Raw genomic sequence first — 23,994 nt, 5'->3', positions numbered from 1 at the left:
AGGTGGCTAGCGGTTGAACCGCTCGACCAGGGCACGCAACCCGGAAGAGATGCTTTCGAGTTCCCGGCCACGGGTGACTGCAGCGTTGGCATTGCCCGCTGTCTTTTGTACCGTGGCCGCGACGTTATTGATCTGTTGTGAAACATCCTCTGCGACGTGGGATTGTTCCTGTGAGGCAGCAGCCATTTGCTGACTCATGCCGGTAATGCGCTCCACCGCCTGGCGAATGCCCTGCAGTGCCTCTTGCGCTTGCAACACTTGCTGCACACCCTGCTCGGCCTCGTGAATGCCGGTGCTGGCAATTTCCACGGCTTCTTCGGCGCCAGCGCGCAAATTCTGGATGATGCCCTGGATCTGCTCCGTCGACTCCCGGGTCTTGCCCGCCAGCGCCCGCACTTCATCGGCCACCACGGCAAAACCACGCCCCTGCTCGCCAGCCCGCGCCGCTTCGATGGCGGCATTCAGCGCCAGCAGGTTGGTCTGGTCCGCGATGGCCTGGATCATGCTCGCGGCCACGCGGATTTCCTGGGTCTGGCCAGCCAGATGGCCAACCGCCTGGTTGATCTGGGTGACGGTGGCCGCCAGCAACTGGATCGCCTCGCGTGTGGTGCCGACGACATGGCTGCCGTGCCCGGCCAGGTCATTGGCGGTGCGGGCTTCGCTGGCGGTCTGCTGTACATGCGTCGCCACTTCGGCGATAGACGCGGCCATTTCGGTCATGGCGGCGGCGGTCATATCGGTCTCGGCGCGTTGTTCCAGCAGCGCCGACTCGGTATTACCCGACAACACACTGGAATCGGCCGCCGCCTCGGCCATTTGGGTGGCGAGGTCACTGAGACGCGTGAGGGCGGTTTTCAAACGCGCCTCTTCACTGATCAGGATCATCTCCAATTGCGCGGCCGGGCCCAGCGCATCGCTGTAGGTCATGGCGCTGATGGGGTCGGAAAAGGTGTTGGGTGTATGCTCGACGATCTGCTTGAGCTGTCGCCCCAGACGCAGGTGCGCCCAGGCGCCCAGGCCGAGAAACAGCAGCGCGGTCGATGCCTGCGCCCAACCAGTGGGCAACCATTGCACCGCACCGCCAGCGACCACCGCCGCCAAGGCGGGCACGGCCAGGGCATTGCCGACCTGGCCCAGACGCCGCAGCAGCGACACCGCCGAACGCCCGGCATGCAAGCGGGCGTAGAGCGCTTCGGCCCGTCGGACTTGTTCACGCGTCGGCTTGACCCGCACCGACTCATAGCCCACCAACCGGCCATCTTCGAGGATCGGCGTCACATAGGCGCTGACCCAATAAAAATTGCCATTCTTGCAGCGGTTCTTGACCACGCCCATCCAGCTCTGGCCGGCCTTGAGGTAGCGCCACATCAGCTCGAAGACCGCGGGCGGCATATCCGGATGGCGTACCAGGTTGTGGGTGCTGCCGATCAGCTCGGCCTGGGTGAAGCCGCTCATGGCAGCAAACTCGGCGTTGCAGTAGGTAATGTGGCTATTGATATCAGTTGCGGAAATGAGCCGTTGCTGCTCCCCGAAAGTCTGTTCAACTGTGGTGACCGGCAAATTGACGCGCACTTTAAAGCTCCATGGACAGCATTCGATCTACCGACCCGGGATCTTGTAGATCCGGCAAGTAGAGGGGTATTTCCAGACGGGTAAACCGTCAATCGGCTGGCTGGCCCCATTCGGCGGCCAAACCAGGTTTTGCCCAGCACCTGACCTTCGATTTGACGAAGATCAACTAGGCTTTAATTCGAGCGTCTGGTGTGAGAGGCGTGGGCTGCATGGGCGCGCAAGAGCGAGCCTGGCGCTGCGGCCAGGCCACTGTTTTGCAACTACCTTTATGAAAGTGAGGAGAAAGCAATGATTTCCTGTTTCATAAAGCTGCCCTGTGAAACGACACCGCCAAATACTTGTCCTAAACGCCGATTCTACGAATTACATCACATTTTGCAAGAAAAGGTGATGGTGCGTGCCGTTGTCTAATGCCAATATTTATCGTTAAGTTCTTGATTCTAAATGGGAATTGAGCGATGCAAATTTCAAGTTTGGGTCCAGCCATCAGACGCTATCGAAAGGTAGCGGGGCTTACTCAGGCTGAACTAGGTGAGAAAACCGGTTTTGACCCTAAAACCATTAGCCGCTTCGAAACCGGCACCTATACACCCAGCGTTGACGCTCTCTTCTTGTTTGCAGAGGCTCTGGGAGTGAAGCTGAAAGTCTTTTTTGCCGATCTGGGCGATGAGGAAGAGCAGCGCGCTTATCTGTTCGGTGTCATTCATAAAGCCACCCCGAAGGATCTGGGAAAGCTGATAGCGGCGGTAGACCAGGCCTTGTCCAAGCCTTAGAGCTCGTACGACACAAAAGAGAACAGGTCGCTGTGCTGCCTGTTCTTTGCTCTTTGCCTACTGACATGATCCGACCGGACAGCCCCTCTTCTGGCAGGCGCTGGGCCACGCCTTTTGCCAGCATGCTCGCGCGGTACAGGCGGTTTCGGTATCCTTCCGCGCAATTATTTCAAAATGTAAGGGATTACCATGAACTACCTCCGCCTACTGGTGGTGGCTGCCGCCTTGAGCCTGTCTGCTGCGCCGGCCTATGCCATCACAGCGCCAGCGCCGGTCGAAGCCAGCGCACCTGCCGAAACCGCCGAACACTTCCTCGCCTCCCTCAAGCAGCAAACCGGCACTGTCACCCTGCCCGGCGGCATCGCCACGCTCAAGCTCAACGACGAGTTCTACTACCTCGACCCCAAGGACACCGAACGCCTGCTCACCGATGGCTGGGGCAACCCTCCAGGCTTCAACACCTTGGGCATGATCATACCCAAGGCCGTCAGCCCGCTGTCGGCACGCGGCTGGGGCGTCATCGTCAGCTACAAGGATGACGGGCATATTTCCGACGAGGACGCGGCAAAAATCGACTACGCCGAACTGCTCAAGCAAATGCAGGAAGACGATGCCGAGGACAACCAGGAGCGCCAGAAACAGGGCTACGCCGGCCTGCACCTGCTGGGCTGGGCCGAGCCGCCGCACTATGACCAACAGTCGCACAAAATGTACTGGGCCCGCGAACTGAAAGCCGACGACGCCGAGCAGAACACCCTCAACTACAGCATCCGCGTGCTGGGCCGTGAGGGCGTGCTGGAACTCAACGCCGTCGCCGCCATGGCCGACCTGCCCACCATCAAACAGGAGCTGCCCAAAGTCCTGGCTTTCACCAACTTCACCGACGGCAACCTCTACACCGACTACAACCCCGGTACTGACAAACTGGCCTCTTACGGCCTGGCCGCGCTGGTCGCTGGCGGCATAGCCGGCAAGGCCGGGCTGTTTGCCAAGATCGGCATCTTCCTGCTGGCAGCGAAGAAATTTCTGGTGATTGGTGTGGTGGCGTTACTGGCAGGCGCGCGCAAGTTCTTCAATCGCAACAAGGGCTGATTGCCAGATACGAAATCGCGGCGTACGGCTGCTTTGCCCCGGACAACAGACTGGGACAGGCGAAGAATTCTATCGGTTTGAACATTGATGCAAACAGGAGGGTGTTGCGAAGGAGAGCGTTATGGAGGCAACCCCACCAGCCACACCCCGGCACACAATGTTCCCGCTGTGGCTGCTTCCTTCCGGATCTGACCAGGTTCACGGGTAATCGTTGCGGGGGGACCGATGGGATCACCATAACGACGCTGGCCTCTCGGCAAGCGGGGCCATTGTACCGATCTCATCGGAAGTTACAACCGTCAGTTCAGGTTTAAAAATCTTATGAGGTTCAAGTACTTGCCCACTGGTTTCGTAGAAGCCCTGTAGGAGCGAGCTTGCTCGCGAAGAATCCGGATGCTCCACATTCATCCAGAATGCCCGCGTTATCGTTAACGATCTTCGCGAGCAAGCTCGCTCCTACAGATGAACGGCTTCGTCGGCCCGACCGCCCTCTTCCTGGATCACCAAGTGAATGAAATGCAGCTTGGCGATCACCGCCGGCGGCAGCACGAACGGATAGAAGTCCGGCTGCCCCATGCTGCGGGACAGTTCGTTAAGCATGCCGGCCAGCTCGATCCAAGCGTTGACGAATGACAGAAACGCTGCCCCGCCAGGATGCTCAGGGTCATAGAGGGTCGTGAGGGGAAACGGCTGATAGTCCAGATCCATCTCCCGCGCACTCATGCCAAACCCCAGGGCCGTGTCGACCGCGTCCATCATATGCAGATAGTGGGCCCAGGTTTCCGCCCAGTCTTCCCACGGGTGCATGGTGGCATAGGCGCTGACGCAGGTTTGCTGCCAGTCTGGGCGCGGGCCGTTCTGGTAATGCTGATCGAGGGCGTCGGCATAGCTGGCGCGCTCATCGCCGAACAGGTTGCGAAAGAGTTCAAGCCAGTGGCTGTCGGCGATCAGGCGATCCCAGTAATAGTGACCCACCTCATGTCGAAAATGGCCGAGCAAGGTGCGGTAAGGCTCGCGCATCTGCACGCGAATTTTCTCACGATGCTCGTCGTCGGCTTCCTTGATATCCAGGGTGATCAGGCCATTGGCATGCCCTGTTGTGGGAGCCTTGCCTTCCAGGTCGATGCCCACGAAGTCAAATGCCAGGCCGCTGTCTTCATCAACCGTTTTGGGGATGACTTGCAACCCCAGGCTGATCAGTTGCGCCACCAGCCGGCGCTTGGCGGTTTCGACTTTGCGCCAGCGCTCGTGGTTTTCCGGGATCGACAGGTCGGGGATGGTGCGATTGAGACTGCACGCCACACACAGCGGCGCGGTGCTGTACGCCGGGATCAGCCAGTTGCAGGCGGCCGGTGTGTCGAGGTTGGCGCAGCGGCGAAAGGCACCGGCGTCGAGGTTGTCGTCCTGGAGCCAAGTATCGACGACGGGCCCCGACTGCAGGGACGACAGCCGGCTTTGCTGGGGCAAGTAGCCCAACAGCGCCGAGCAGGCCAGGCACTGGCTGTTGCGAAAGAACAGCGACTGCCCGCAACGGCACTGCCACACCTTGCTGTTGCGCGACGGGCCCGCCGTGAACGGCGCTGCAATGCGCGAACTGAGTTGCTCGAAGTAGCGGAACATGACGATCTCTCCAGGGGCGTGCCCAAGACTAGATCATTCCCCACGCAAGATCGTTCAAAGTGGATGCAATCAGTCCCTTGCAGGAGCGAGCTTGCTCGCGAAGAACCTGAGACCGCCACGGGGAACCAGATACCCCGCGTTATCGTTGAGGTTTTTCGCGAGCAAGCTCGCTGCTACAAGATCGGGCCGGTATCAGACAGCGATGTGGTGCTTGGCCAGGAAGGCGACGAAAGCCTCCTCATCCAAGACCTTCAACCCCAGCTCGCTGGCCTTGGCCAATTTCGACCCGGCGCCCGGCCCTGCGACCACGCAATGGGTTTTCGCCGATACCGAGCCTGCCACTTTGGCGCCCAGGCTTTCGAGCTTTTCCTTGGCCACGTCGCGGCTCATCAACTCCAGCGAGCCGGTCAGTACCCAGGTGTGACCCGCTTCAGGCAAGCCCTCGACCACCTTCTTCTCGCTCTGCCAGTGCATACCGAAGTCCTTGAGCTGCTGCTCGATGGCCAGCGCACGACGAGCGTTGTCCGGATTGTCGAAGAACTCCCGCACCGCCTTGGCCTGCTTCTCCGGTAGCGCCTGACGCATGTCCAGCCAGTCGGCCTGGATAACACCCTCCAGGGAGCCGAACTTGTCCGCCAACTTCTGCGCAGCACCCGGCCCCACGGAAGGCACGTGCAACTTGTCGAGAAGGCCGCCCAAGGTGGTGCTGGCGGCGAACTCAGCGCTGAGCTCGCCCTGATCCTGCAAGACCAGCGCGCATTCGTCCGGCGACAGCAGCGCGCCGATCACCTGCTGGTTGTGACTGTCTTCAAAGAAACTGTGGATCTCGTGAGCCACTTCCAGGCCAACATCCGGCAAGTACGTCAGCACTTCCGGCAAGGCTTGCTGCACGCGCTCAAGGGACGCCAGGGAGCGCGCCAGCACCTTGGCGGTTTCCTCGCCCACATCGGGAATACCCAGGGCGTAGATAAACCGTGCCAGGGTCGGGCTCTTGCTGTTTTCGATAGCGGCGATCAGCTTCTTGCTGGAAACATCGGCGAAGCCTTCCAGGTCGATGATCTGCTCGTACTTGAGCTTGTACAGGTCAGCCGGCGAGCCGATAAGCTTTTCATCGACCAACTGCTCGATGGTCTTGTCGCCCAAGCCATCGATATCCATCGCCCGTCGCGAGACGAAATGAATGATCGCCTGCTTGAGCTGCGCACCACAGGCCAGGCGCCCGACACAGCGATACACCGCGCCTTCGCTGACGGTTTCCTTGCCCTTGCTGCGCTTGACCAGTTGCGTGCGCTCCACATGGGACCCACACACCGGACAGCTCTCAGGAATCTGTACCGCGCGGGCATTTTCCGGGCGACGCTCAGTTACGACCGACACGACCTGTGGGATCACATCCCCCGCACGGCGGATGATCACGGTGTCGCCGATCATCAAACCCAGGCGCGCCACTTCGTCCATGTTGTGCAACGTCGCATTGGACACAGTGACACCAGCCACCTTGACCGGCTTCAAGCGCGCCACCGGCGTCACGGCGCCGGTGCGGCCGACCTGGAATTCAACGTCCAGCAACTCGGTCAGTTCTTCCATCGCCGGAAACTTATGGGCAATGGCCCAGCGCGGCTCGCGGGCGCGAAAGCCCAGTTCACGCTGGTAGGCAATACTGTTGACCTTGAACACCACCCCGTCGATTTCATACGGCAGGCTGTTACGCCGCTCACCGATATCGCGGTAGTACGCCAGGCAATCCTCGATGCCCTTGGCCAGCTTCAGCTCATGACTGATAGGCATGCCCCACTTCTGCAACTGCTGCAGGTTGCCGATGTGGGTGTCACTGATATCCGTGGTCACGCCATAGCAGCAGAACTCCAAGGGACGGCTGGCGGTAATCTTCGAGTCGAGTTGGCGCAGGCTGCCCGCCGCCGCGTTGCGCGGGTTGGCGAAGGTCTTGCCGCCGACTTCCAGTTGCGTGGCATTCAAGCGCTCGAAACCGGCCTTGGACATGAATACTTCGCCGCGCACTTCCAGGGTCGCCGGCCAACCTGTGCCGTGTAGTTTCAACGGGATATTGCGCACGGTGCGCACATTCACGCTGATGTCTTCGCCGGTGGTGCCGTCGCCACGGGTCGCGCCGCGCACCAGTTCACCGTCCTGATACAACAAGCTGACCGCCAGGCCATCAAGCTTCGGCTCACAGCTGTATTCCACCGCCGCGCCACCGCCAAACAGATCGCCCACCGGCAGGTCGAGGCCCTCGGTGACCCGGCGATCAAACTCCAGCATGGTGGTTTCATCGAAGGCGTTGCCCAGGCTGAGCATCGGGATCTCATGACGTACCTGGGTAAAGGCCGACAACGCCGCGCTGCCCACCCGCTGCGTCGGCGAATCGCGGGTCACCAGATCCGGATGCTCGGCTTCCAGCGCCTTGAGTTCGTGGAACAACCGGTCGTACTCGGCGTCCGGGATGCTCGGTTCATCGAGGACGTGGTAACGGTAGTTGTGCTGATCCAGTTCAGCGCGCAGTTCGAGGATGCGGGTGTGGGCGGCGGTCATGGGTGTTCTCTCATAAAGCAAAAGAGCAGCCGAAGCTGCTCAATATGTTAGTGCGCTTAATTCTACTGACAACGCTGAGGACCAATCCTCAGCGTTTCTGTGTCAGGGCACGACGCTCGAACTCGACGATGCGCTGACGGTAGTGCTCGATGGTCTGGGCGGTCAGCACGCTGCGCTGGTCATCCTTGAGCTCGCCGTTGAGCTCCTGGGACAGCTTGCGGGCTGCGGCCACCATGACGTCGAACGCCTGTTTCGGGTGACGCGGGCCTGGCAGGCCAAGGAAGAAGCTCACCGCCGGGGTGCTGAACAGGTCGATATCGTCCAGGTCGAAAGTGCCCGGCTTGACCGCATTGGCCATGGAGAACAGCACTTCGCCATTGCCGGCCATGCTTTCGTGACGGTGGAAAATATCCATCTCGCCAAAACGCAGGCCGCTTTCCAGGATGTTCTGCAACAACGCAGGGCCCTTGAAGCCGGCCGCATCGCGGCAGATCACGCTGATCACCAGTACTTCTTCAGCTGCCGGCTGATCCTTGGCGGACTCACGCGGCGCGCTCTTGGCCGGGCTTTCATCCGGGAAATCACCATCACGGCTGCTGAAGCTCGGGCCTTCGTCGACGTCGAGGTTCAGGTCACCCTGATGCGGCTCGGCCACGCCAGCGCTGCCACGCTTGCCGCGCTTGGACGACGGCTCGCGGGCTTCACGCAGCGGTGCGCTCATCGACGGCAAGTCGTGTTCGTCCAGTTGTGGCTCTTTATGGGTATCCAGGACGCGGGGCGGCCCCAGCAGCTCGGCAGCGCCATCGTCGTCGGGCAGATTGGACAGGTTTCGGTCCAGACGGAATTTCAGCTTGCCCTTGCCGCCGCGCATACGGCGCCAGCCATCAAAAAGAATACCGGCGATTACAACAATGCCGATGACGATCAGCCACTCGCGCAGACCGATTTCCATGTAATCCCTTGCCTCTATAAAAAATGCTGAAAAATAAGGGGTTTAGCACCGTGCAAACCGCTTTAAAACGTGGCGCCAACTCTATGTTCTGACTGACGTTTTGCCCACGCATACGAAAAATTGACATTAAACTAGCACGACCAAAGATAACTTTACACAGTTGGCGCAAAATGTGTCGGCTGACGCAGGAATTAAGCTACAAACCCTAAGCTTCAAGCCGACGCTGTTGCCGCTCGAAGCTAGCAACTTGCCGCTAACTTTCCACCATCGCCATAGCCTCTTCGACATCCACCGCTACCAGTCTTGAACATCCCGGTTCATGCATGGTCACCCCCATCAGTTGATCAGCCATTTCCATGGCGATCTTGTTGTGGGTGATATAGATGAACTGCACCGTCTGGGACATCTCTTTAACCAAGCGGGCATATCGTCCAACGTTAGCGTCATCCAGCGGCGCGTCAACTTCGTCGAGCATGCAGAACGGTGCCGGGTTCAACTTGAAGATGGCAAATACCAACGCCAATGCAGTCAGGGCCTTCTCGCCGCCGGACAACAAATGGATGGTGCTGTTCTTCTTGCCCGGAGGCCGCGCCATGATCGTTACCCCTGTATCGAGTAGATCTTCGCCCGTCAGTTCCAAGTAAGCGCTGCCACCACCGAAAACTTTTGGGAATAGGGCCTGTAAACCGCCATTAATCTGATCAAAGGTATCTTTGAAGCGGTTACGGGTTTCCTTGTCGATCTTGCGAATGACGTTTTCCAAAGTGTCGAGGGCTTCCACCAGATCGGCGTCTTGGGCATCCAGATAACGTTTACGCTCGGACTGCTGCTGGTATTCATCGATGGCCGCGAGATTGATCGCGCCGAGTCGTTGGATACGTGCAGCAATGCGCTCAAGTTCTTCTTCGGCTTCTTTCTCGTTGGCCTGGGCGGTCAATGTATTGAGTACGCCGTGCAGGTCGTAGCCATCTTCCAGCAACTGGTCCTGCAGGGTTTTGCGGCGCACCGTGAGGGCTTGCCATTCCATGCGCTGCTGTTCGAGTTGGCTGCGGATCAATTGCGACTGCTGCTCGGCCTGGGTCCGGCGCTTTTCGGCGTCCCGCAGTTCGCGGTCGGCATCTTCCAGGGCGATTTGTGCGGTCTTGAGTTCTTCGTCGACGCTCATGCGCTTGTCGAGCAACTCCTCGAGCTTCAAGCGCAGCTCTTCCAGCGGCGCTTCGCCCTCCTCCAGGTTGAGGCTCAGTTGCTCGCGCTTTTCCGTCAGTCGTTCGGATTGCATCTCCAGGCGTTCCAGGGCCTGGCGCGTGGAGTCGTGCTGGGCGCGCAACGAGCCGAGGCGCACGGCCAACTGATGGGCGTGATCCTTATGCTGGCGCGCTTCCTGGCGTACGCGATCGAGGCGCTCGCGCAGGCTGTCACGCTGGGCCAGCAACAGTTCGCGCTGCTCGGTGTCGAGGGCCATGCTGTCGAGGGCCTCCTGCAACTGCAGGCGCGCTTCGCCGACTTGTTCATGTTCGAGGGCGCGCTGCTCGCCCATCTCGGCCACTTCTTCGTCGAGCCGGGTACGGCGCAGGGTCAATTGTTCGGCCTTGGCCTTGCTGGCTGAAAGCTGGGCTTTCAATTCGCCCTGCTGGCGCGCTTCATCCTGCAACAGACGACGCAAGTGCTCGCGCCCGGTCTCTTGCTGGCGCTGGGTGGCGCGCAGGGTTTGCAGCTGAGTTTCCAGAGACTCCAGAGTGGCCTCGCGCTCTTCGCGCTCGGCACTCAGGTTGACGATTTCCTGGCCACGGGCCAATACGCCACTTTCGGCTTCACTGGCGCGACGCACCCGCAAAAAGTGCCGGCCAACCCAGTAGCCGTCGCGGCTGATCAGGCTTTCGCCAGAGGCCAATTGGCCTCGCAACGCCAAGGCCTGCTCCAAAGAATCCACCGGTTTTACCAAGCCCAGCCATGGCGACAGGTCAATCTGCGCCTCGACTTTATCCAATAGGCTGCCCGGCACGCGGGTGCCATCGGCTGCGGGGCTGAGCAGGCGTAAATCGCCTTGAGCAAAGCTCGCCAGATCAAAGCCGCCGAAATCGTCCACCAACACGGCTTGCAGGTCCGCACCCAGCACGGTTTCCACGGCCAACTCCCAACCGGCTTCAACCTTCAAGCCTTCGGCCAGGCGCGGGCGTTCGGCCAGGTGCTGGTCGCGCAGCCATTCTGCGGTGCCGGTGCCGGGGTCCAATGCAGCTTGCTGCAAGGCTTCAAGGGAGGCCAAACGACCATTGAGGCGCTGCAAATCGCCCTGGGCCTGCTGCTGCGCCTGGGTCGCCTGATGCAGCTCCTGGCGCAATTGCTCCAGGCGCTCAACTTGCTGTTCTTCGCTGGCCTCCAGCTCTTCCAGGGTCATTTCGCTTTCGGCCAACTGCTCGCTCAGCGCCATGATCGCCGCGTCTTCCGGAGCAGAGGCGAGCAATGCGCGCTCCTCCAGGGCCCGGCGCTGGCGCTCGGCCAGGCGCTCCATGCTGGTTTCCAGTTGCTGGATGCGCGACTGCTGCACCTCCGCCTGGCGCCGTGGCTCGGCGGAGCGCAGGTTGAAAGCGTCCCACTGCTCCTGCCAGCCGTGCATGGTGGTTTCCGATTCCTCCAGCGCAGCGGCGGCTTCCTCAGCGGCGGCGCTGGTGATTGCCTGCTCGGGGGTGAGCATGTCCAGCTCCTCCCCAAGGGTCAGCAGCAAAGTGCGGTCATGCCCCAGGTGGGATTCGGTTTCCAGCCGCGCCCGCTCCGCTTCCTTCAGGTCATCCTGCAACTGGCGCAGGCGCTGCTGGCCGTGCTGGATGCTCTGTTCGACCCGTGCAATGTCGCCGCCCACCGAATAGAAGCGGCCCTGCACCAGGTTGAAGCGCTCGGACAAGTCATGGTGACCGTCGCGCAGGCGCTCGATGCTGGCGTCGGCGTTGCGTTGTTCGGCAACCAGGGCTTCGAAGCTGATTTCCTGGGTGCCGATGATCGCTTCGCGCTGGCCCACCTGGTCATTCAAGGCCTGCCAGCGCAGGGCCGACAGTTGCGCCTTGAGCTGGCGCTCTTCGCCTTTGTACTCCTGATACTTCTCCGCGGCCTGGGCCTGGCGGTGCAGGCGCTCCAACTGGCGCTCCAGCTCCTCACGCAGGTCAGTCAGGCGCGCCAGGTTTTCGTGGGTTCGGCGGATACGGTTTTCGGTCTCGCGACGGCGCTCCTTGTACTTGGAGATGCCGGCCGCTTCCTCGATAAAGTTGCGCAGGTCCTCGGGCTTGGCTTCGATCAGCTTGGAGATCATGCCTTGCTCGATGATCGAGTAGCTGCGCGGGCCCAGGCCGGTGCCGAGGAAGATGTCGGTAATGTCACGGCGCCGGCACTTGGTGCCATTGAGGAAGTAACTGTTCTGGCTGTCGCGCGTCACTTTGCGGCGGATGGAAATTTCCGCGTAGGCGGCGTACTCGCCCACCAGGGTGCCGTCGGAGTTGTCGAACACCAGTTCGATGCTGGCCTGGCTCACTGGCTTGCGGCTGGTGGAACCGTTGAAGATGACGTCGGTCATCGACTCGCCACGCAGGTTTTTCGCGGAGCTCTCGCCCATCACCCAGCGCACGGCGTCGATAATGTTCGACTTGCCGCAGCCATTGGGCCCGACCACTGCCGCCATGTTACTGGGGAAGTTCACCGTGGTCGGGTCGACGAAGGATTTGAACCCCGCCAGTTTGATGCACTTGAGCCGCACGCTTAGGCGTCCGCCAGGGCTGCAATGACCAGTGAACAACTGCGCTGGCCATAGGCCGACAGCACTTGGCGAATCTGCGGCAGGTCACGGGCCAGTACGGCGGCGAGCAGTTGCTCGAACAGTGCCAGGTACTCGCTCATCGATGCCTTGCGCTGATCCAGGGCCAGGTAATAGGCGCGGTTCATCGCCGGCTGCAGGTTCTCGACGGTTTCCTGCAGGTACGGGTTATTGGCGAAGGGGTACGCGGCGCGCATCACGTTGAAGCATTCTTCGACGAAGGCGCGGATGTCCTGGCGCTCGAAATTGCTCACCAGCCGTTGCTGGATCTGCACGAAGGGCGCCATGTCGGCCTGGGTCTGCCAGCCCTCGGCGACCGCGTTGCCCAGCAGGATGTACAGCTCGCTCATCAGCGTGCACAGGCTCTGCACCTTATGCGCGGTGAGTTCGGTGACGTGTGCCCCACGGCGCGGCAAGATGGCGATAAGGTGCCGCCGCTCAAGGATCAGCAAGGCTTCGCGCACGGAGCCACGGCTGACGTTGAGTGCCAGGGTGACTTTCTGTTCCTGGATCCGCTCCCCAGGCTTGAGATCGCCGCGAATAATGCGCTCGGCGAGGTGGTGAGCGATTTGCTCGGCGAGACTGTCCGGCGCCTTGAACGTCATGTTTTCCCTTCAAAATCTTCTATCGGTACAAGGGCGGCAGTGTAGCGCAATCGCTGGGCCGACAACGCCGAATTTGGCATGAAATAAGCACACGACAAAGCCCAGGCACCGCTTAAAACGGCGGTTACAAGGATCTGAACCATAATCAAAGGTGTTGCAATCGCATTTTCTTGACCTTTCGGTCAGAAAATCGTTGACCGAAAAGTCAGACATGACTAGATTCGGCGCAAAGCGGTTAACAACAATAATGAGTCTGCGAGGCCTTCCGTGATCCAGTTTTTACTAAACCAGGAGCTCCGTAGCGAGCATGCCCTGGACCCAAACCTGACTGTGCTCAACTATCTGCGTGAGCATCTGGGCAAATCCGGAACCAAGGAAGGCTGCGCCAGCGGCGACTGTGGCGCCTGTACCGTGGTGGTGGGCGAGCTGCATACCGACGAGCAAGGCGCCGAGCAGATTCGCTATCGCAGCCTCAATTCGTGCCTGACCTTTGTCTCGTCCCTGCACGGCAAGCAACTGGTGACTGTCGAAGACCTCAAGCACCAGGGCCAACTGCACAGCGTGCAACAGGCCATGGTCGATTGCCATGGCTCGCAATGCGGCTTTTGCACCCCAGGCTTTGTGATGTCGCTGTTTGCCCTGCAAAAAAACAGCGACGCCCCGGACAGCGCCAAGGCCCACGAAGCCCTGGCCGGCAACCTGTGTCGCTGCACCGGCTACCGTCCGATCCTGGCCGCCGCCGAACAAGCCTGTTGCAACAAACCCCAGGACCAGTTCGACAGCCGCGAGGCGCAGACCATTGCCCGCCTCAAGTCCATCGCACCGACGCAAACCGGAGAACTGAACAGTGGCGACAAACGCTGCCTGGTGCCCCTGACCGTCGCCGACCTGGCCGACCTCTACGACGCCTATCCCCAAGCCCGGCTGCTGGCCGGTGGCACCGACCTGGCGCTGGAAGTCACCCAGTTCCACCGTACGTTGCCGGTGATGATTTACGTCGGCAACATCGAGGCCATGAAACGCATCGAGACCTTTGACGACCGCCTGGAAATCGGCGCCGCCACCGCCCTCTCCGACTGCTACAGCGCACTGCACCACGAATACCCCGATTTCGGCGACCTGCTGCACCGCTTCGCGTCTCTGCAAATCCGCAACCAGGGCACCCTCGGTGGCAATATCGGCAACGCCTCGCCCATCGGTGACTCGCCGCCGCTGCTGATCGCCCTTGGCGCGCAGATTGTGCTGTGCAAGGGCAACGTGCGCCGCACCCTGGCCCTGGAAGACTACTTTATCGACTACCGCGTCACCGCCCGCCAGGACAGCGAGTTCATCGAGAAAATCATCGTGCCCAAGGGCCATGCGCTGTTCCGCGCCTACAAGGTTTCCAAGCGCCTGGACGATGATATTTCTGCGGTGTGTGCGGCCTTCAACCTGAAGCTCGACAACGGCGTGATCAGCGATGCCCGCGTGGCCTTCGGCGGTATGGCCGCCACGCCCAAACGTGCGCAACACTGCGAAGCGGTGCTGATCGGCGCCACCTGGAACAGCGCCACCGTGGAGAAGGCCTGCGCGGCCCTGGCCGAGGACTTCACCCCGCTGTCGGACTTCCGTGCGAGCAAGGAATACCGCCTGCTCAGCGCCCAGAACCTGCTGCGCAAATACTTCATCGAACTGCAAACACCGCACATCGAGACTCGGGTGACCGCTTATGTCTAACCATCACGCCGTGGTAAAAACCCAAGCCGAAATGGCTGCGCTGTTTGCCCAGGACCTGACGTCCGGGGTCGGGCGCAGCGTCAAGCATGACAGCGCCGCCAAGCATGTGTCGGGCGAAGCGCAGTACATCGATGACCGTCTGGAATTCCCCAACCAGCTGCACCTGTATGCGCGCATGTCCGACCGCGCCCACGCCCGCATCCTGAGTATCGACACCGCGCCCTGCTACGCCTTCGACGGTGTGCGGATCGTCATCACCCACGAAGACGTGCCGGGCCTGAAAGACATCGGCCCGCTGATGCCCGGCGACCCGTTGCTGGCCATCGATACCGTGCAGTTCGTCGGCCAGGTGGTGCTGGCCGTCGCAGCCCGCGACCTGGAGACCGCGCGCAAGGCCGCCATGGCGGCGGTGATCGAATACGAAGACCTGGAACCGGTGCTGGATGTGGTCGAGGCCTTTCGCAAAAAACACTTCGTGCTGGACAGCCACACCCACCAGCGCGGAGATTCGGCAGGCGCCCTGGCGAGCGCGAAAAACCGTATCCAGGGCACCCTGCATATCGGTGGTCAGGAACACTTCTACCTGGAAACCCAGATCTCCTCGGTGATGCCCACCGAAGACGGCGGCATGATCGTCTACTGCTCCACCCAGAACCCCACCGAAGTGCAGAAGCTGGTGGCCGAAGTGCTGGACGTGTCGATGAACAAGATCGTTGTCGATATGCGCCGCATGGGCGGTGGTTTTGGTGGCAAGGAAACCCAGGCCGCCAGCCCGGCATGCCTGTGTGCGGTGGTTGCGCGCCTGACCGGCCAGCCGACCAAGATGCGCCTGCCGCGGGTCGAAGACATGCTGATGACCGGCAAGCGCCACCCGTTCTATATCGAATACGACGTGGGCTTCGACGACAACGGGCGCCTGCACGGGATCAATCTGGACCTGGCCGGTAACTGCGGTTGCTCACCGGACCTGTCGAACTCGATTGTCGACCGTGCGATGTTCCACTCCGACAACTCCTATTACCTGGGCGATGCCACGGTCAACGGCCACCGCTGCAAGACCAACACCGCGTCCAACACCGCGTATCGCGGCTTCGGCGGCCCCCAAGGCATGGTCGCCATCGAGGAAGTGATGGACGCCATCGCCCGCCATCTGGCGCTGGACCCGCTGGCCGTGCGCAAGGCCAACTACTACGGCAAGACCGAGCGCAACGTCACCCATTACTACCAGACCGTCGAGCACAATATGCTCGAAGAGATGACCGCCGAACTGGAAGCCAGCAGCCAATATGCCGAGCGCCGCGAAGCCATTCGTCGCTATAACGCCAACAGCCCGATCCTGAAAAAAGGCCTGGCGCTGACCCCGGTCAAGTTCGGCATTTCGTTTACCGCCAGCTTCCTCAACCAGGCCGGCGCCTTGATCCATATCTACACCGACGGCAGCATCCACCTGAACCACGGCGGCACCGAAATGGGCCAGGGCCTGAACATCAAGGTCGCGCAAGTGGTGGCCGAGATCTTCCAGGTGGAAATCGACCGGGTACAGATCACCGCGACCAATACCGACAAGGTGCCCAACACCTCGCCGACCGCTGCTTCCAGCGGTGCCGACCTTAACGGCAAGGCCGCGCAGAACGCCGCCGAGACCATCAAGCAACGCCTGGTGGAATTTGCCGCGCGCAAATACGACGTCAGCGAGGCCGATGTTGAGTTCCACAACGGCCATGTGCGGGTGCGCGAACAGATCCTGACCTTTGAGGAGCTGATCCAGCAGGCGTATTTCGCCCAGGTCTCGCTGTCGAGTACCGGGTTCTACAAGACCCCGAAAATCTTCTACGACCGCAGCCAGGCCCGGGGCCGACCGTTCTACTACTTCGCCTTCGGCGCGGCTTGCTGCGAAGTGATCGTCGATACCCTGACCGGCGAATACAAGATGCTGCGCACCGACATCCTCCACGATGTGGGCGCCTCGCTGAACCCGGCCATCGATATCGGCCAGGTCGAGGGCGGTTTTATCCAGGGCATGGGCTGGCTGACCATGGAGGAGCTGGTGTGGAACGACAAGGGCAAGCTGATGACCAATGGCCCGGCCAGCTACAAGATTCCGGCAGTGGCGGACATGCCCCTGGATTTGCGGGTGAAGTTGGTGGAAAACCGCAAGAACCCGGAAGACACGGTGTTCCACTCCAAGGCCGTGGGTGAACCGCCGTTCATGCTCGGGATTGCCTCGTGGTGCGCGATCAAGGATGCGGTGGCGAGCCTGGGTGACTATCGACATCAGCCGAAGATCGATGCACCGGCCACGCCGGAGCGGGTGTTGTGGGGCTGTGAGCAGATGCGGCAGTTGACTGCTGCGAAGGCTGTTGAAACCGAAACCGAGTTGGCTTCGCTCTAGACCGAGGCGCTGCCTTCGCGAGCAAGCCCGCTCCCACATTTGGAATGCATTTCCCTGTGGGAGCGGGCTTGCCCGCGAAGGCGGCCTGACAGACACCACAAGAGGTGACTATGAACAACTGGATCAGCGCCCTCGCCAACCTGCAAACCCAGGGCGAGCCCTGCGTGCTGGTGACCATCATCGAAGAGCTGGGCTCCACGCCGCGCAACTCAGGCTCCAAGATGGTCGTCAGCGCCACCCACACCTTCGACACCATCGGCGGCGGCCACCTGGAATACAAGGCCATGCAGATCGCCCGCGACATGCTCGTACGTGGCCAGCACAACACTCACCTGGAGCGCTTCAGCCTGGGGGCCAGCCTCGGCCAGTGCTGTGGCGGCGTGACCGTGCTGCTGTTCGAACCCATGGGCCAAGTGCAGGCGCAGATTGCCGTATTCGGCGCCGGCCATGTGGGCCGCGCCCTGGTGCCGCTGCTGGCCAGCCTGCCGTGCCGGGTACGCTGGATCGACTCGCGGGAACAGGAATTCCCGGAGCATATCCCCCAAGGCGTGCGTAAAATCGTCAGCGAAGAGCCAGTGGACGAAATTGCCGACCTGCCGGTGGGCAGTTACTGCATCGTCATGACCCACAATCACCAGCTCGACCTGGAACTGACCGCCGCCCTGCTCAAGCGCAATGATTTTGCCTACTTTGGCCTGATCGGTTCGCAGACCAAGCGCGTCAAGTTCGAACACCGCCTGCGCGAGCGCGGCTTCGAGGCCGCGCAGTTGCAACGCATGCGCTGCCCCATGGGCCTCACCGAGGTGAAGGGCAAACTGCCGGTGGAAATCGCCATCTCCATCGCCGGCGAGATCATCGCCACCTATAACGCCAACTTCGGCCAGCACACCGCGAGTGCCGAACCCATTGCCAAACTGCTGCCGGCCTCGCGCCGCAGCCAAGCTATCAATTGAGACGACCATGCCTTTGACTCGCAAAGCCTACCGTGCCGCCATCCTGCACAGCCTCGCCGACCCCGCCATCGTTGGGATCGAAGCCTCCTATGAGTATTTCGAAGACGGCCTGCTGGTGATCGACAACGGCCAGATCAGCGCCCTCGGGCATGCCAGCGACCTGCTGCCGACGCTGGCGGCCGACATCGAAATCACCCATTACCAGGATGCGCTGATCACCCCAGGCCTGATCGACACCCATATCCACCTGCCGCAAACCGGCATGGTCGGTGCCTACGGCGAACAACTGCTCGATTGGCTGAACACCTATACGTTCCCTTGCGAAAGCCAGTTCGCCGACAAGGCCCACGCTGAAGAAGTGGCGGATATCTTTATCAAGGAACTGCTGCGCAACGGCACCACCACTGCCCTGGTGTTTGGCAGCGTGCATCCGCAATCGGTGAACTCATTCTTTGAGGCCGCCCAGAAGCTGGACCTGCGCATGATCGCCGGCAAGGTGATGATGGACCGCAATGCCCCGGACTACCTGACCGACACCGCCGAGTCCGGCTACCAGGAAAGCAAGGCGCTGATCGAGCGCTGGCACGGCAAGGGCCGCTTGCACTACGCCGTGACCCCGCGCTTCGCCCCCACCAGCACACCGGAACAACTGACCCTCGCCGGCCAGTTGCTGGGGGAATACCCGGACCTGTACATGCAGACTCACATCAGTGAAAACCTGCAGGAAGTGCAATGGGTCAAAGAGCTGTTCCCAGAGCGCAGTGGCTACCTGGATGTGTACGACCACTACAAGCTGCTGGGGGAACGTTCGGTGTTCGCCCATGGCGTGCACCTGTGCGACAACGAGTGCGCGCGACTGGCCGAAGCCGGTTCAGCGGTGGCGTTCTGCCCGACTTCGAACTTTTTCCTGGGCAGCGGCTTGTTCAACCTGCCGATGGCCGAGAAGCACCAGCTCAATGTAGGCCTGGGCACGGATGTGGGTGGCGGCACCAGCTTCTCGCTGCTGCAGACGCTGAACGAGGCCTACAAGGTCATGCAACTGCAGGGCGCACGGCTGAGCCCGTTCAAATCGCTGTACCTGGCGACCCTGGGCGGTGCAAAAGCGCTGCGCCTGGAAGACAAGATCGGCACCTTGCAGCCGGGCACCGATGCAGACTTTCTGGTCCTGGACTACAACGCCACGCCACTGCTCAGCTATCGCTTGAAGCAGGCCAAGAACATAGCCGAGACGTTGTTTGTACTGATGACGCTGGGGGATGATCGGGCGGTGATGCAGACGTATGCAGCGGGCAATCTGGTACACCAACGCTGATCCCCTGTAGGAGCTGGCTTGCCAGCTCCTACACAGTTTGATCGGGGTTACAGCTTGATCGAGGAGCGACCTGGCTTCTTGGTCTGCAGCAAATGCGAGAACACCGCATGCAAATCATCCGACGCGCTTTCCTCATCGAGGTTGAGCTTGCTGTCGATGTGATCCATGTGATGCATCATCAGGTTCACCGCCAACGCCGAATCCCGGGCCTCGATGGCGTCGATCAACTGGGTGTGTTCGTCGTAGGAGCAGTGTGAGCGGTTGCCGCTTTCATACTGGGCGATGATCAGCGAGGTCTGGGACACCAGGCTGCGCTGGAAGCTGATCAGCGGGGCATTCTTCGCCGCCTCGGCCAGTTTCAGGTGGAACTCGCCGGATAGCCGGATACCCGCGCCGCGGTCACCGCGGGAGAAGCTGTCGCGCTCGTCGTTGACCATCTGGCGCAGTTCGGCCAGCTCTTCGGTCGATGCATGCTGTACCGCCAGCTCGGTGATCGCCCGCTCCACCAGGCGCCGGGCCAGGAACACCTGGCGGGCTTCCTCGACACTAGGGCTTGCCACGACCGCACCACGATTGGGGCGCAGCAACACCACGCCTTCATGGGCCAGGCGCGACAAGGCGCGACGGATGATGGTGCGGCTAACGCCAAAGATCTCGCCCAGTGCTTCTTCACTCAATTTGGTACCGGGCGCCAGGCGTTGTTCGAGGATGGCCTCGAAGATATGCGCGTAGACGATATCGTCCTGGGTTCCACTGCGACCGGCCTTACCGGCTCGCGGCTGTTTCTTGAGGGGCTGCAACTGTTCGTTCATGGGCACTCGGGTCGGGAGAACGGCGGCGAATTGACGTTGACTGTAATAAAGGTACAGCGGGTCGCTGGCAAGTATCGCGTAAAAACAGCGCACATTGTACACAACCCGTTGCGCCAACACACTGTACGGCTGTTTGCGCGGCCGGCTGTATTGCAACAGTCAGTTACGTTTGAGTTTAGGCTTGATTCCACGATTTCCCCACCCATCAATGCTGCCCCGATGCCCCTGTAGGAGCGAGCTTGCTCGCGAAGAACCTGAGAGCGCCGCATTCCTCCAGAATGCCCGCGCCATCGTTGAAGATCTTCGCCCGCAAGCCGGCGCCTACAAGTTGCCGGGTACAAGGAAGACTTTTCCATGACCGACGCGACCCAGGCGCCCTTGCGCCCACTGGCCGACACTTCGCCTTCGGCTATCGTCGCCGGCTTTATCGCCATGATGACCGGCTATACCAGCTCCCTGGTGCTGATGTTCCAGGCCGGCCAGGCCGCGGGCCTGACCACTGCACAGATATCCTCGTGGATCTGGGCGATCTCCATCGGCATGGCGGTGTGCAGCATCGGCTTGTCCCTGCGCTACCGCACCCCCATCACCATCGCCTGGTCGACCCCAGGCGCAGCGCTGTTGATTACCAGCCTGGGCGGGGTCAGCTACGGCGAGGCCATCGGTGCCTACATCACCTGCGCGGTGCTGGTCACGATCTGCGGCCTTACTGGCAGCTTTGAAAAACTGGTCAAGAAGATTCCCGCCTCGCTGGCCGCCGCACTGCTGGCCGGGATCCTGTTCAAGATCGGCAGCGAGATTTTCGTCGCCGCGCAGCACCGCACCGCCTTGGTGCTGGGCATGTTCTTTACCTACCTGATCATCAAGCGCCTGTCGCCCCGCTATGCGGTGCTGGCCGCGCTGCTGATCGGCACCGCCTTGTCCGGGTTGATGGGGCTACTGGACTTCAGCGGGTTCAGCCTGGAAGTGGCGACGCCGGTGTGGACCACACCGCACTTCTCCCTGGCGGCGACCATCAGCATTGGTATTCCGCTGTTCGTGGTGGCGATGACCTCGCAGAACATGCCCGGCGTCGCGGTACTGCGCGCCGATGGCTACAACGTGCCAGCCTCGCCGCTGATCACCGCCACCGGCCTGGCCTCGCTGGTGCTGGCGCCATTCGGCTCCCACGGTATCAACCTGGCGGCCATCAGCGCGGCCATCTGTACCGGGCCCCACGCCCATGAGGATCGCAACAAGCGCTATACCGCCGCCGTGTGGTGCGGGATTTTCTACGGGGTCGCCGGGGTATTTGGGGCCACGCTGGCGGCGTTGTTCGCCGCATTGCCAAAGGAGCTGGTGCTGTCGATCGCGGCATTGGCGTTGTTTGGCTCGATCATCAATGGCCTGAGCATTGCCATGAATGAGCCCAAGGAACGGGAAGCAGCGCTGATCACCTTTATGGTCACGGCGTCGGGGTTGACGCTGTTCTCCATCGGTTCGGCATTCTGGGGGATTGTCGCGGGGGTGTTGACGCTGGTGATTCTGAACTGGCGCAAGGCCTGATAATTACCTTGAAACGAAAAAGCGACCCGGGCGGGTCGCTTTTTCATGACATCAGACAGCCGGGTTGATCGGCTTTTCTGGGTGCCAGGCGTCCAGCAGTGCACTGACTTCAACGCGGGTCAGCTCTGGGCGAGCCTTGAGCCACGCTTCAACAGCCGCACGCTGTTCTTCGTTGACCGAACCACGGGTGGCTTTGCAGACCAGACCGAAGTCATCACCGCCAACGTAGTCCAGGCCATTGCCGTCCATCGCTTCAGTCAGGAATGCTTCGAGGAAAGCGTCAACCGCCTCATCGTCCAAACCTTCTTTGAAGTCCAGGTTCAGTTCGAAACCCAGCTCTTGAAATTCATCAACGCACAGTTTTTTGCGCAGACGCCGGGAACGGTTAGTCGCCATTGGAACAATCCTCTTAAGTATTAACGGCCGGCACTCTACCAGTTTAAGGCGCGAATTGCCCGGCAATCCAAGACGGGTGGCACGTCAGGGCTAAAAAAAACCGTCATTTGCAGCTATCGTTGAGGCACAAGTAGCCCCACCTTGGGGCATAATGCCGACACTTTCATGACCACTGGGGGATTTTCTTACATAGCCCCCGCTATATTCACCCTCCTATGCAGTAGGGTCTTACTTCTTATGATCAAATCCTTGCGCCCATTGTTACTCGCCAGTTTCCTTTTGCCCCTGGCCCTCTCTGTCACCGCCGCCCCGATCAATACCACCTTGCCACCTAAAGTTCAGGAAGCCCTGCAGAAAGCCAAGCTGCAGAACAATGCACTGTCCCTGGTGATGATTCCGCTCAATGGCCCCGGCACCGCCACGGTGTTCAATGCGGACGTCTCGGTCAACCCGGCATCGACCATGAAGCTGGTCACCACCTACGCCGCCCTGGAAATGCTCGGCCCCAACCATCAGTGGAAAACCGAGTTCTACACCGACGGCACCCTCAGTGGCGGCGTCCTGCGGGGCAACCTGTACCTCAAGGGCGGTGGCGACCCCAAGTTGAACATGGAGAAACTCTGGCTGCTGATGCGCGACCTGCGCGCCAATGGCGTACAGCAAGTCACCGGCGACCTGGTCCTGGATCGCGGCTTCTTTATTCAACCGCAATTGCCGGAATTCAACGACGACGGCAACGATGCCAACAAACCGTTCCTGGTCAAGCCGGACGCCCTGCTGGTCAACCTCAAGGCCCTGCGTTTCGTGACCCGCAATGATTCGGGCCGGGTGCTGGTTTCGGTCGAACCGCCGATTGCCAGCATCCAGATCGACAATCAGGTCAAGGCCACCAACGCCAAGCAGTGCACCGGTGACGTGCGCTACAACCCGGTCACCGCCGCCGACGGCAGCGTCACCGTGACGGTCAGCGGCCAGTTGGGCGATGGCTGCAGCTCGCAGACTTATCTGTCGCTGCTCGACCATGCCACCTACACCGCCGGCGCCGTGCGGGCGATCTGGAAAGAATTGGGCGGCACGATCCAGGGCCGCGACGTACTGGCCCCGGTGCCGAAAACCGCCAAGGTCCTGGCTCGGACGTTCTCCCCGGATCTGGCGGAGATCATTCGCGACATCAATAAATACAGTAACAACACCATGGCCCAGCAACTGTTCCTCAGCCTCGGCGCGCAATACCGCACCGATGCCGACGGCGACGACGCCAAGGCCGCGCAGCGCGTGGTCCGCCAGTGGCTGGCGAAAAAAGGCATAACGGCACCACATCTGGTGATGGAGAACGGCTCCGGCCTGTCCCGTGCCGAACGCGTGAGCGCCCGGGAAATGGCGACCATGCTGCAAGCCGCCTGGAGAAGCCCGTATGCGGCAGAGTTCATCAGCTCGATGCCGATTGCCGGCAGTGACGGCACCATGCGCAAGCGCCTGAAAACCACGGCCCTGCGCGGCGAAGCGCACGTCAAGACCGGCACCCTGAACACCGTGCGCGCCATTGCCGGCTTCAGCCGTGACAACAACGGCAATACCTGGGCCGTGGTGGCGATCCTCAACGATCCGAAGCCGTGGGGTGCATCGTCGGTGCTGGACCAGGTGTTGCTGGACCTGTATCGCCAGCCGAAGCTGGCGGCTGCTGCACCGGGCCTATAAACAGCTTGCCAGCAAGCTTTGTTGTGGCGAGCGGGCTTGTCGGAACGCCGCATCGCCCGCGCTGGGGTGCGAAGCAGCCCCCATTAGCCTCACCAAGGTCCTTCAGATAGACCGCGAAGGCAGGTTTTTGGGCTGCTTCGCAGCCCAGCGCGGGGCAAGCCCGCTCGCCACAACAAGCACGCTCGCCACAGCAGCGAGTTTTCCACA

The 23,994-nt window shown here is 61.0% G+C and carries 16 protein-coding genes, 1 other RNA gene and 2 pseudogenes; 8 read left to right on the top strand and 11 right to left on the bottom strand.

The annotated features are described in order from the left end of the window. Window positions 1-6: 6 nt before the first annotated feature. Complete coding sequence (locus HBO09_RS09790; RefSeq protein WP_169992580.1) at window positions 7-1,572, bottom strand: PAS domain-containing methyl-accepting chemotaxis protein; 1,566 nt, start codon at window positions 1,570-1,572, stop codon at window positions 7-9. Window positions 1,573-2,030: 458 nt separating this feature from the next. Between HBO09_RS09790 and HBO09_RS09785 the strand changes: the two genes are divergently transcribed. Then, on the top strand, window positions 2,031-2,345 hold the full coding sequence (locus HBO09_RS09785; protein WP_029298195.1) for a helix-turn-helix transcriptional regulator: 315 nt from the start codon (window positions 2,031-2,033) through the stop codon (window positions 2,343-2,345). Between the two features lie 189 nt (window positions 2,346-2,534). Continuing rightward, entirely contained in the window at window positions 2,535-3,437 is a 903-nt protein-coding gene (locus tag HBO09_RS09780; RefSeq protein ID WP_169992582.1) for a DUF2167 domain-containing protein, read from the top strand. A gap of 131 nt (window positions 3,438-3,568) precedes the next feature. Here HBO09_RS09780 and ffs read toward each other — a convergent pair. From ffs to HBO09_RS09750, 8 genes and pseudogenes are all read right to left on the bottom strand, one after another. Further along, window positions 3,569-3,665: signal recognition particle sRNA small type (ffs, locus tag HBO09_RS09775), an RNA gene on the bottom strand. A 133-nt stretch (window positions 3,666-3,798) separates the two neighbouring features. Beyond that, window positions 3,799-3,885 (bottom strand): annotated as a pseudogene (locus HBO09_RS29185) (outer membrane lipoprotein carrier protein LolA); the annotation flags it as partial. Window positions 3,886-3,893: 8 nt separating this feature from the next. Continuing rightward, the gene (locus HBO09_RS09770) at window positions 3,894-5,057 is read right to left on the bottom strand and encodes a putative zinc-binding metallopeptidase (RefSeq protein ID WP_169992584.1); all 1,164 of its coding nucleotides are present in this window, start codon (window positions 5,055-5,057) and stop codon (window positions 3,894-3,896) included. A gap of 81 nt (window positions 5,058-5,138) precedes the next feature. Beyond that, window positions 5,139-5,222: pseudogene (locus tag HBO09_RS28885) on the bottom strand (outer membrane lipoprotein carrier protein LolA); the annotation flags it as partial. Between the two features lie 27 nt (window positions 5,223-5,249). Next, entirely contained in the window at window positions 5,250-7,607 is a 2,358-nt protein-coding gene (gene ligA / locus HBO09_RS09765) for an NAD-dependent DNA ligase LigA (RefSeq protein WP_169992586.1), read from the bottom strand. Between the two features lie 88 nt (window positions 7,608-7,695). Continuing rightward, window positions 7,696-8,559 carry a cell division protein ZipA gene (zipA, locus tag HBO09_RS09760; protein WP_169992588.1) on the bottom strand — a complete coding sequence of 288 codons (864 nt, stop codon included), beginning with the start codon at window positions 8,557-8,559 and terminating at the stop codon, window positions 7,696-7,698. 253 nt (window positions 8,560-8,812) lie between these two features. Beyond that, entirely contained in the window at window positions 8,813-12,301 is a 3,489-nt protein-coding gene (smc, locus tag HBO09_RS09755; RefSeq protein WP_169992589.1) for a chromosome segregation protein SMC, read from the bottom strand. Window positions 12,302-12,303: 2 nt separating this feature from the next. Then, a complete protein-coding gene (locus HBO09_RS09750; RefSeq protein WP_057439508.1) occupies window positions 12,304-12,963 on the bottom strand; it encodes a GntR family transcriptional regulator in 660 nt (219 codons plus the stop codon). Window positions 12,964-13,230: 267 nt separating this feature from the next. On the opposite strand from HBO09_RS09750, the gene xdhA reads away from it, so the two are divergent. From xdhA to guaD, 4 genes are all read left to right on the top strand, one after another. Beyond that, complete coding sequence (xdhA, locus tag HBO09_RS09745; protein ID WP_169992591.1) at window positions 13,231-14,679, top strand: xanthine dehydrogenase small subunit; 1,449 nt, start codon at window positions 13,231-13,233, stop codon at window positions 14,677-14,679. Next, the gene (gene xdhB / locus HBO09_RS09740; RefSeq protein ID WP_169992593.1) at window positions 14,672-17,071 is read left to right on the top strand and encodes a xanthine dehydrogenase molybdopterin binding subunit; all 2,400 of its coding nucleotides are present in this window, start codon (window positions 14,672-14,674) and stop codon (window positions 17,069-17,071) included. The genes xdhA and xdhB overlap by 8 nt, the downstream gene beginning before the upstream one ends. A gap of 110 nt (window positions 17,072-17,181) precedes the next feature. Next, window positions 17,182-18,024, top strand: a complete 843-nt coding sequence (xdhC, locus tag HBO09_RS09735; RefSeq protein ID WP_169992595.1) for a xanthine dehydrogenase accessory protein XdhC — start codon at window positions 17,182-17,184, stop codon at window positions 18,022-18,024. A 7-nt stretch (window positions 18,025-18,031) separates the two neighbouring features. After that, entirely contained in the window at window positions 18,032-19,336 is a 1,305-nt protein-coding gene (gene guaD, locus HBO09_RS09730) for a guanine deaminase (RefSeq protein WP_169992597.1), read from the top strand. Between the two features lie 47 nt (window positions 19,337-19,383). Here guaD and HBO09_RS09725 read toward each other — a convergent pair whose 3' ends face one another. Further along, entirely contained in the window at window positions 19,384-20,148 is a 765-nt protein-coding gene (locus HBO09_RS09725) for a GntR family transcriptional regulator (RefSeq protein ID WP_029298219.1), read from the bottom strand. A gap of 354 nt (window positions 20,149-20,502) precedes the next feature. Here HBO09_RS09725 and HBO09_RS09720 point away from each other — a divergent pair, with 354 nt between their 5' ends. Further along, window positions 20,503-21,693: a benzoate/H(+) symporter BenE family transporter gene (locus tag HBO09_RS09720; RefSeq protein ID WP_169992599.1), complete on the top strand. Its 1,191-nt coding sequence runs from the start codon at window positions 20,503-20,505 to the stop codon at window positions 21,691-21,693. A 51-nt stretch (window positions 21,694-21,744) separates the two neighbouring features. Here the strand turns inward: HBO09_RS09720 and HBO09_RS09715 are convergent, their stop codons facing one another. Then, window positions 21,745-22,089, bottom strand: coding sequence for a YggL family protein (locus HBO09_RS09715; RefSeq protein WP_003219101.1), 345 nt, complete (start codon window positions 22,087-22,089; stop codon window positions 21,745-21,747). A gap of 237 nt (window positions 22,090-22,326) precedes the next feature. Here HBO09_RS09715 and dacB point away from each other — a divergent pair, with 237 nt between their 5' ends. Then, window positions 22,327-23,787: a D-alanyl-D-alanine carboxypeptidase/D-alanyl-D-alanine-endopeptidase gene (gene dacB, locus HBO09_RS09710; RefSeq protein ID WP_169992602.1), complete on the top strand. Its 1,461-nt coding sequence runs from the start codon at window positions 22,327-22,329 to the stop codon at window positions 23,785-23,787. The last annotated feature ends 207 nt before the right edge of the window (window positions 23,788-23,994 follow it).

This window comes from Pseudomonas sp. WS 5027 (genome assembly GCF_012985695.1).
GTDB lineage: Bacteria > Pseudomonadota > Gammaproteobacteria > Pseudomonadales > Pseudomonadaceae > Aquipseudomonas > Aquipseudomonas hygromyciniae.
The sequence above is the reverse complement of the archived record's forward strand: the minus strand, read 5'-3'. Positions and strand labels throughout refer to the sequence as shown.

Bases quoted from the DNA above. Each gene is read 5' to 3' on its own strand.
- HBO09_RS09785 (WP_029298195.1), top strand. From the start codon at position 2,031: ATGCAAATTTCAAGTTTGGGTCCAGCCATCAGACGCTATCGAAAGGTA.
- HBO09_RS09780 (WP_169992582.1), top strand. From the start codon at position 2,535: ATGAACTACCTCCGCCTACTGGTGGTGGCTGCCGCCTTGAGCCTGTCT.
- HBO09_RS09770 (WP_169992584.1), bottom strand. From the start codon at position 5,057: ATGTTCCGCTACTTCGAGCAACTCAGTTCGCGCATTGCAGCGCCGTTC.
- ligA (WP_169992586.1), bottom strand. From the start codon at position 7,607: ATGACCGCCGCCCACACCCGCATCCTCGAACTGCGCGCTGAACTGGAT.
- zipA (WP_169992588.1), bottom strand. From the start codon at position 8,559: ATGGAAATCGGTCTGCGCGAGTGGCTGATCGTCATCGGCATTGTTGTA.
- HBO09_RS09750 (WP_057439508.1), bottom strand. From the start codon at position 12,963: ATGACGTTCAAGGCGCCGGACAGTCTCGCCGAGCAAATCGCTCACCAC.
- xdhB (WP_169992593.1), top strand. From the start codon at position 14,672: ATGTCTAACCATCACGCCGTGGTAAAAACCCAAGCCGAAATGGCTGCG.
- xdhC (WP_169992595.1), top strand. From the start codon at position 17,182: ATGAACAACTGGATCAGCGCCCTCGCCAACCTGCAAACCCAGGGCGAG.
- guaD (WP_169992597.1), top strand. From the start codon at position 18,032: ATGCCTTTGACTCGCAAAGCCTACCGTGCCGCCATCCTGCACAGCCTC.
- HBO09_RS09725 (WP_029298219.1), bottom strand. From the start codon at position 20,148: ATGAACGAACAGTTGCAGCCCCTCAAGAAACAGCCGCGAGCCGGTAAG.
- HBO09_RS09720 (WP_169992599.1), top strand. From the start codon at position 20,503: ATGACCGACGCGACCCAGGCGCCCTTGCGCCCACTGGCCGACACTTCG.
- HBO09_RS09715 (WP_003219101.1), bottom strand. From the start codon at position 22,089: ATGGCGACTAACCGTTCCCGGCGTCTGCGCAAAAAACTGTGCGTTGAT.
- dacB (WP_169992602.1), top strand. From the start codon at position 22,327: ATGATCAAATCCTTGCGCCCATTGTTACTCGCCAGTTTCCTTTTGCCC.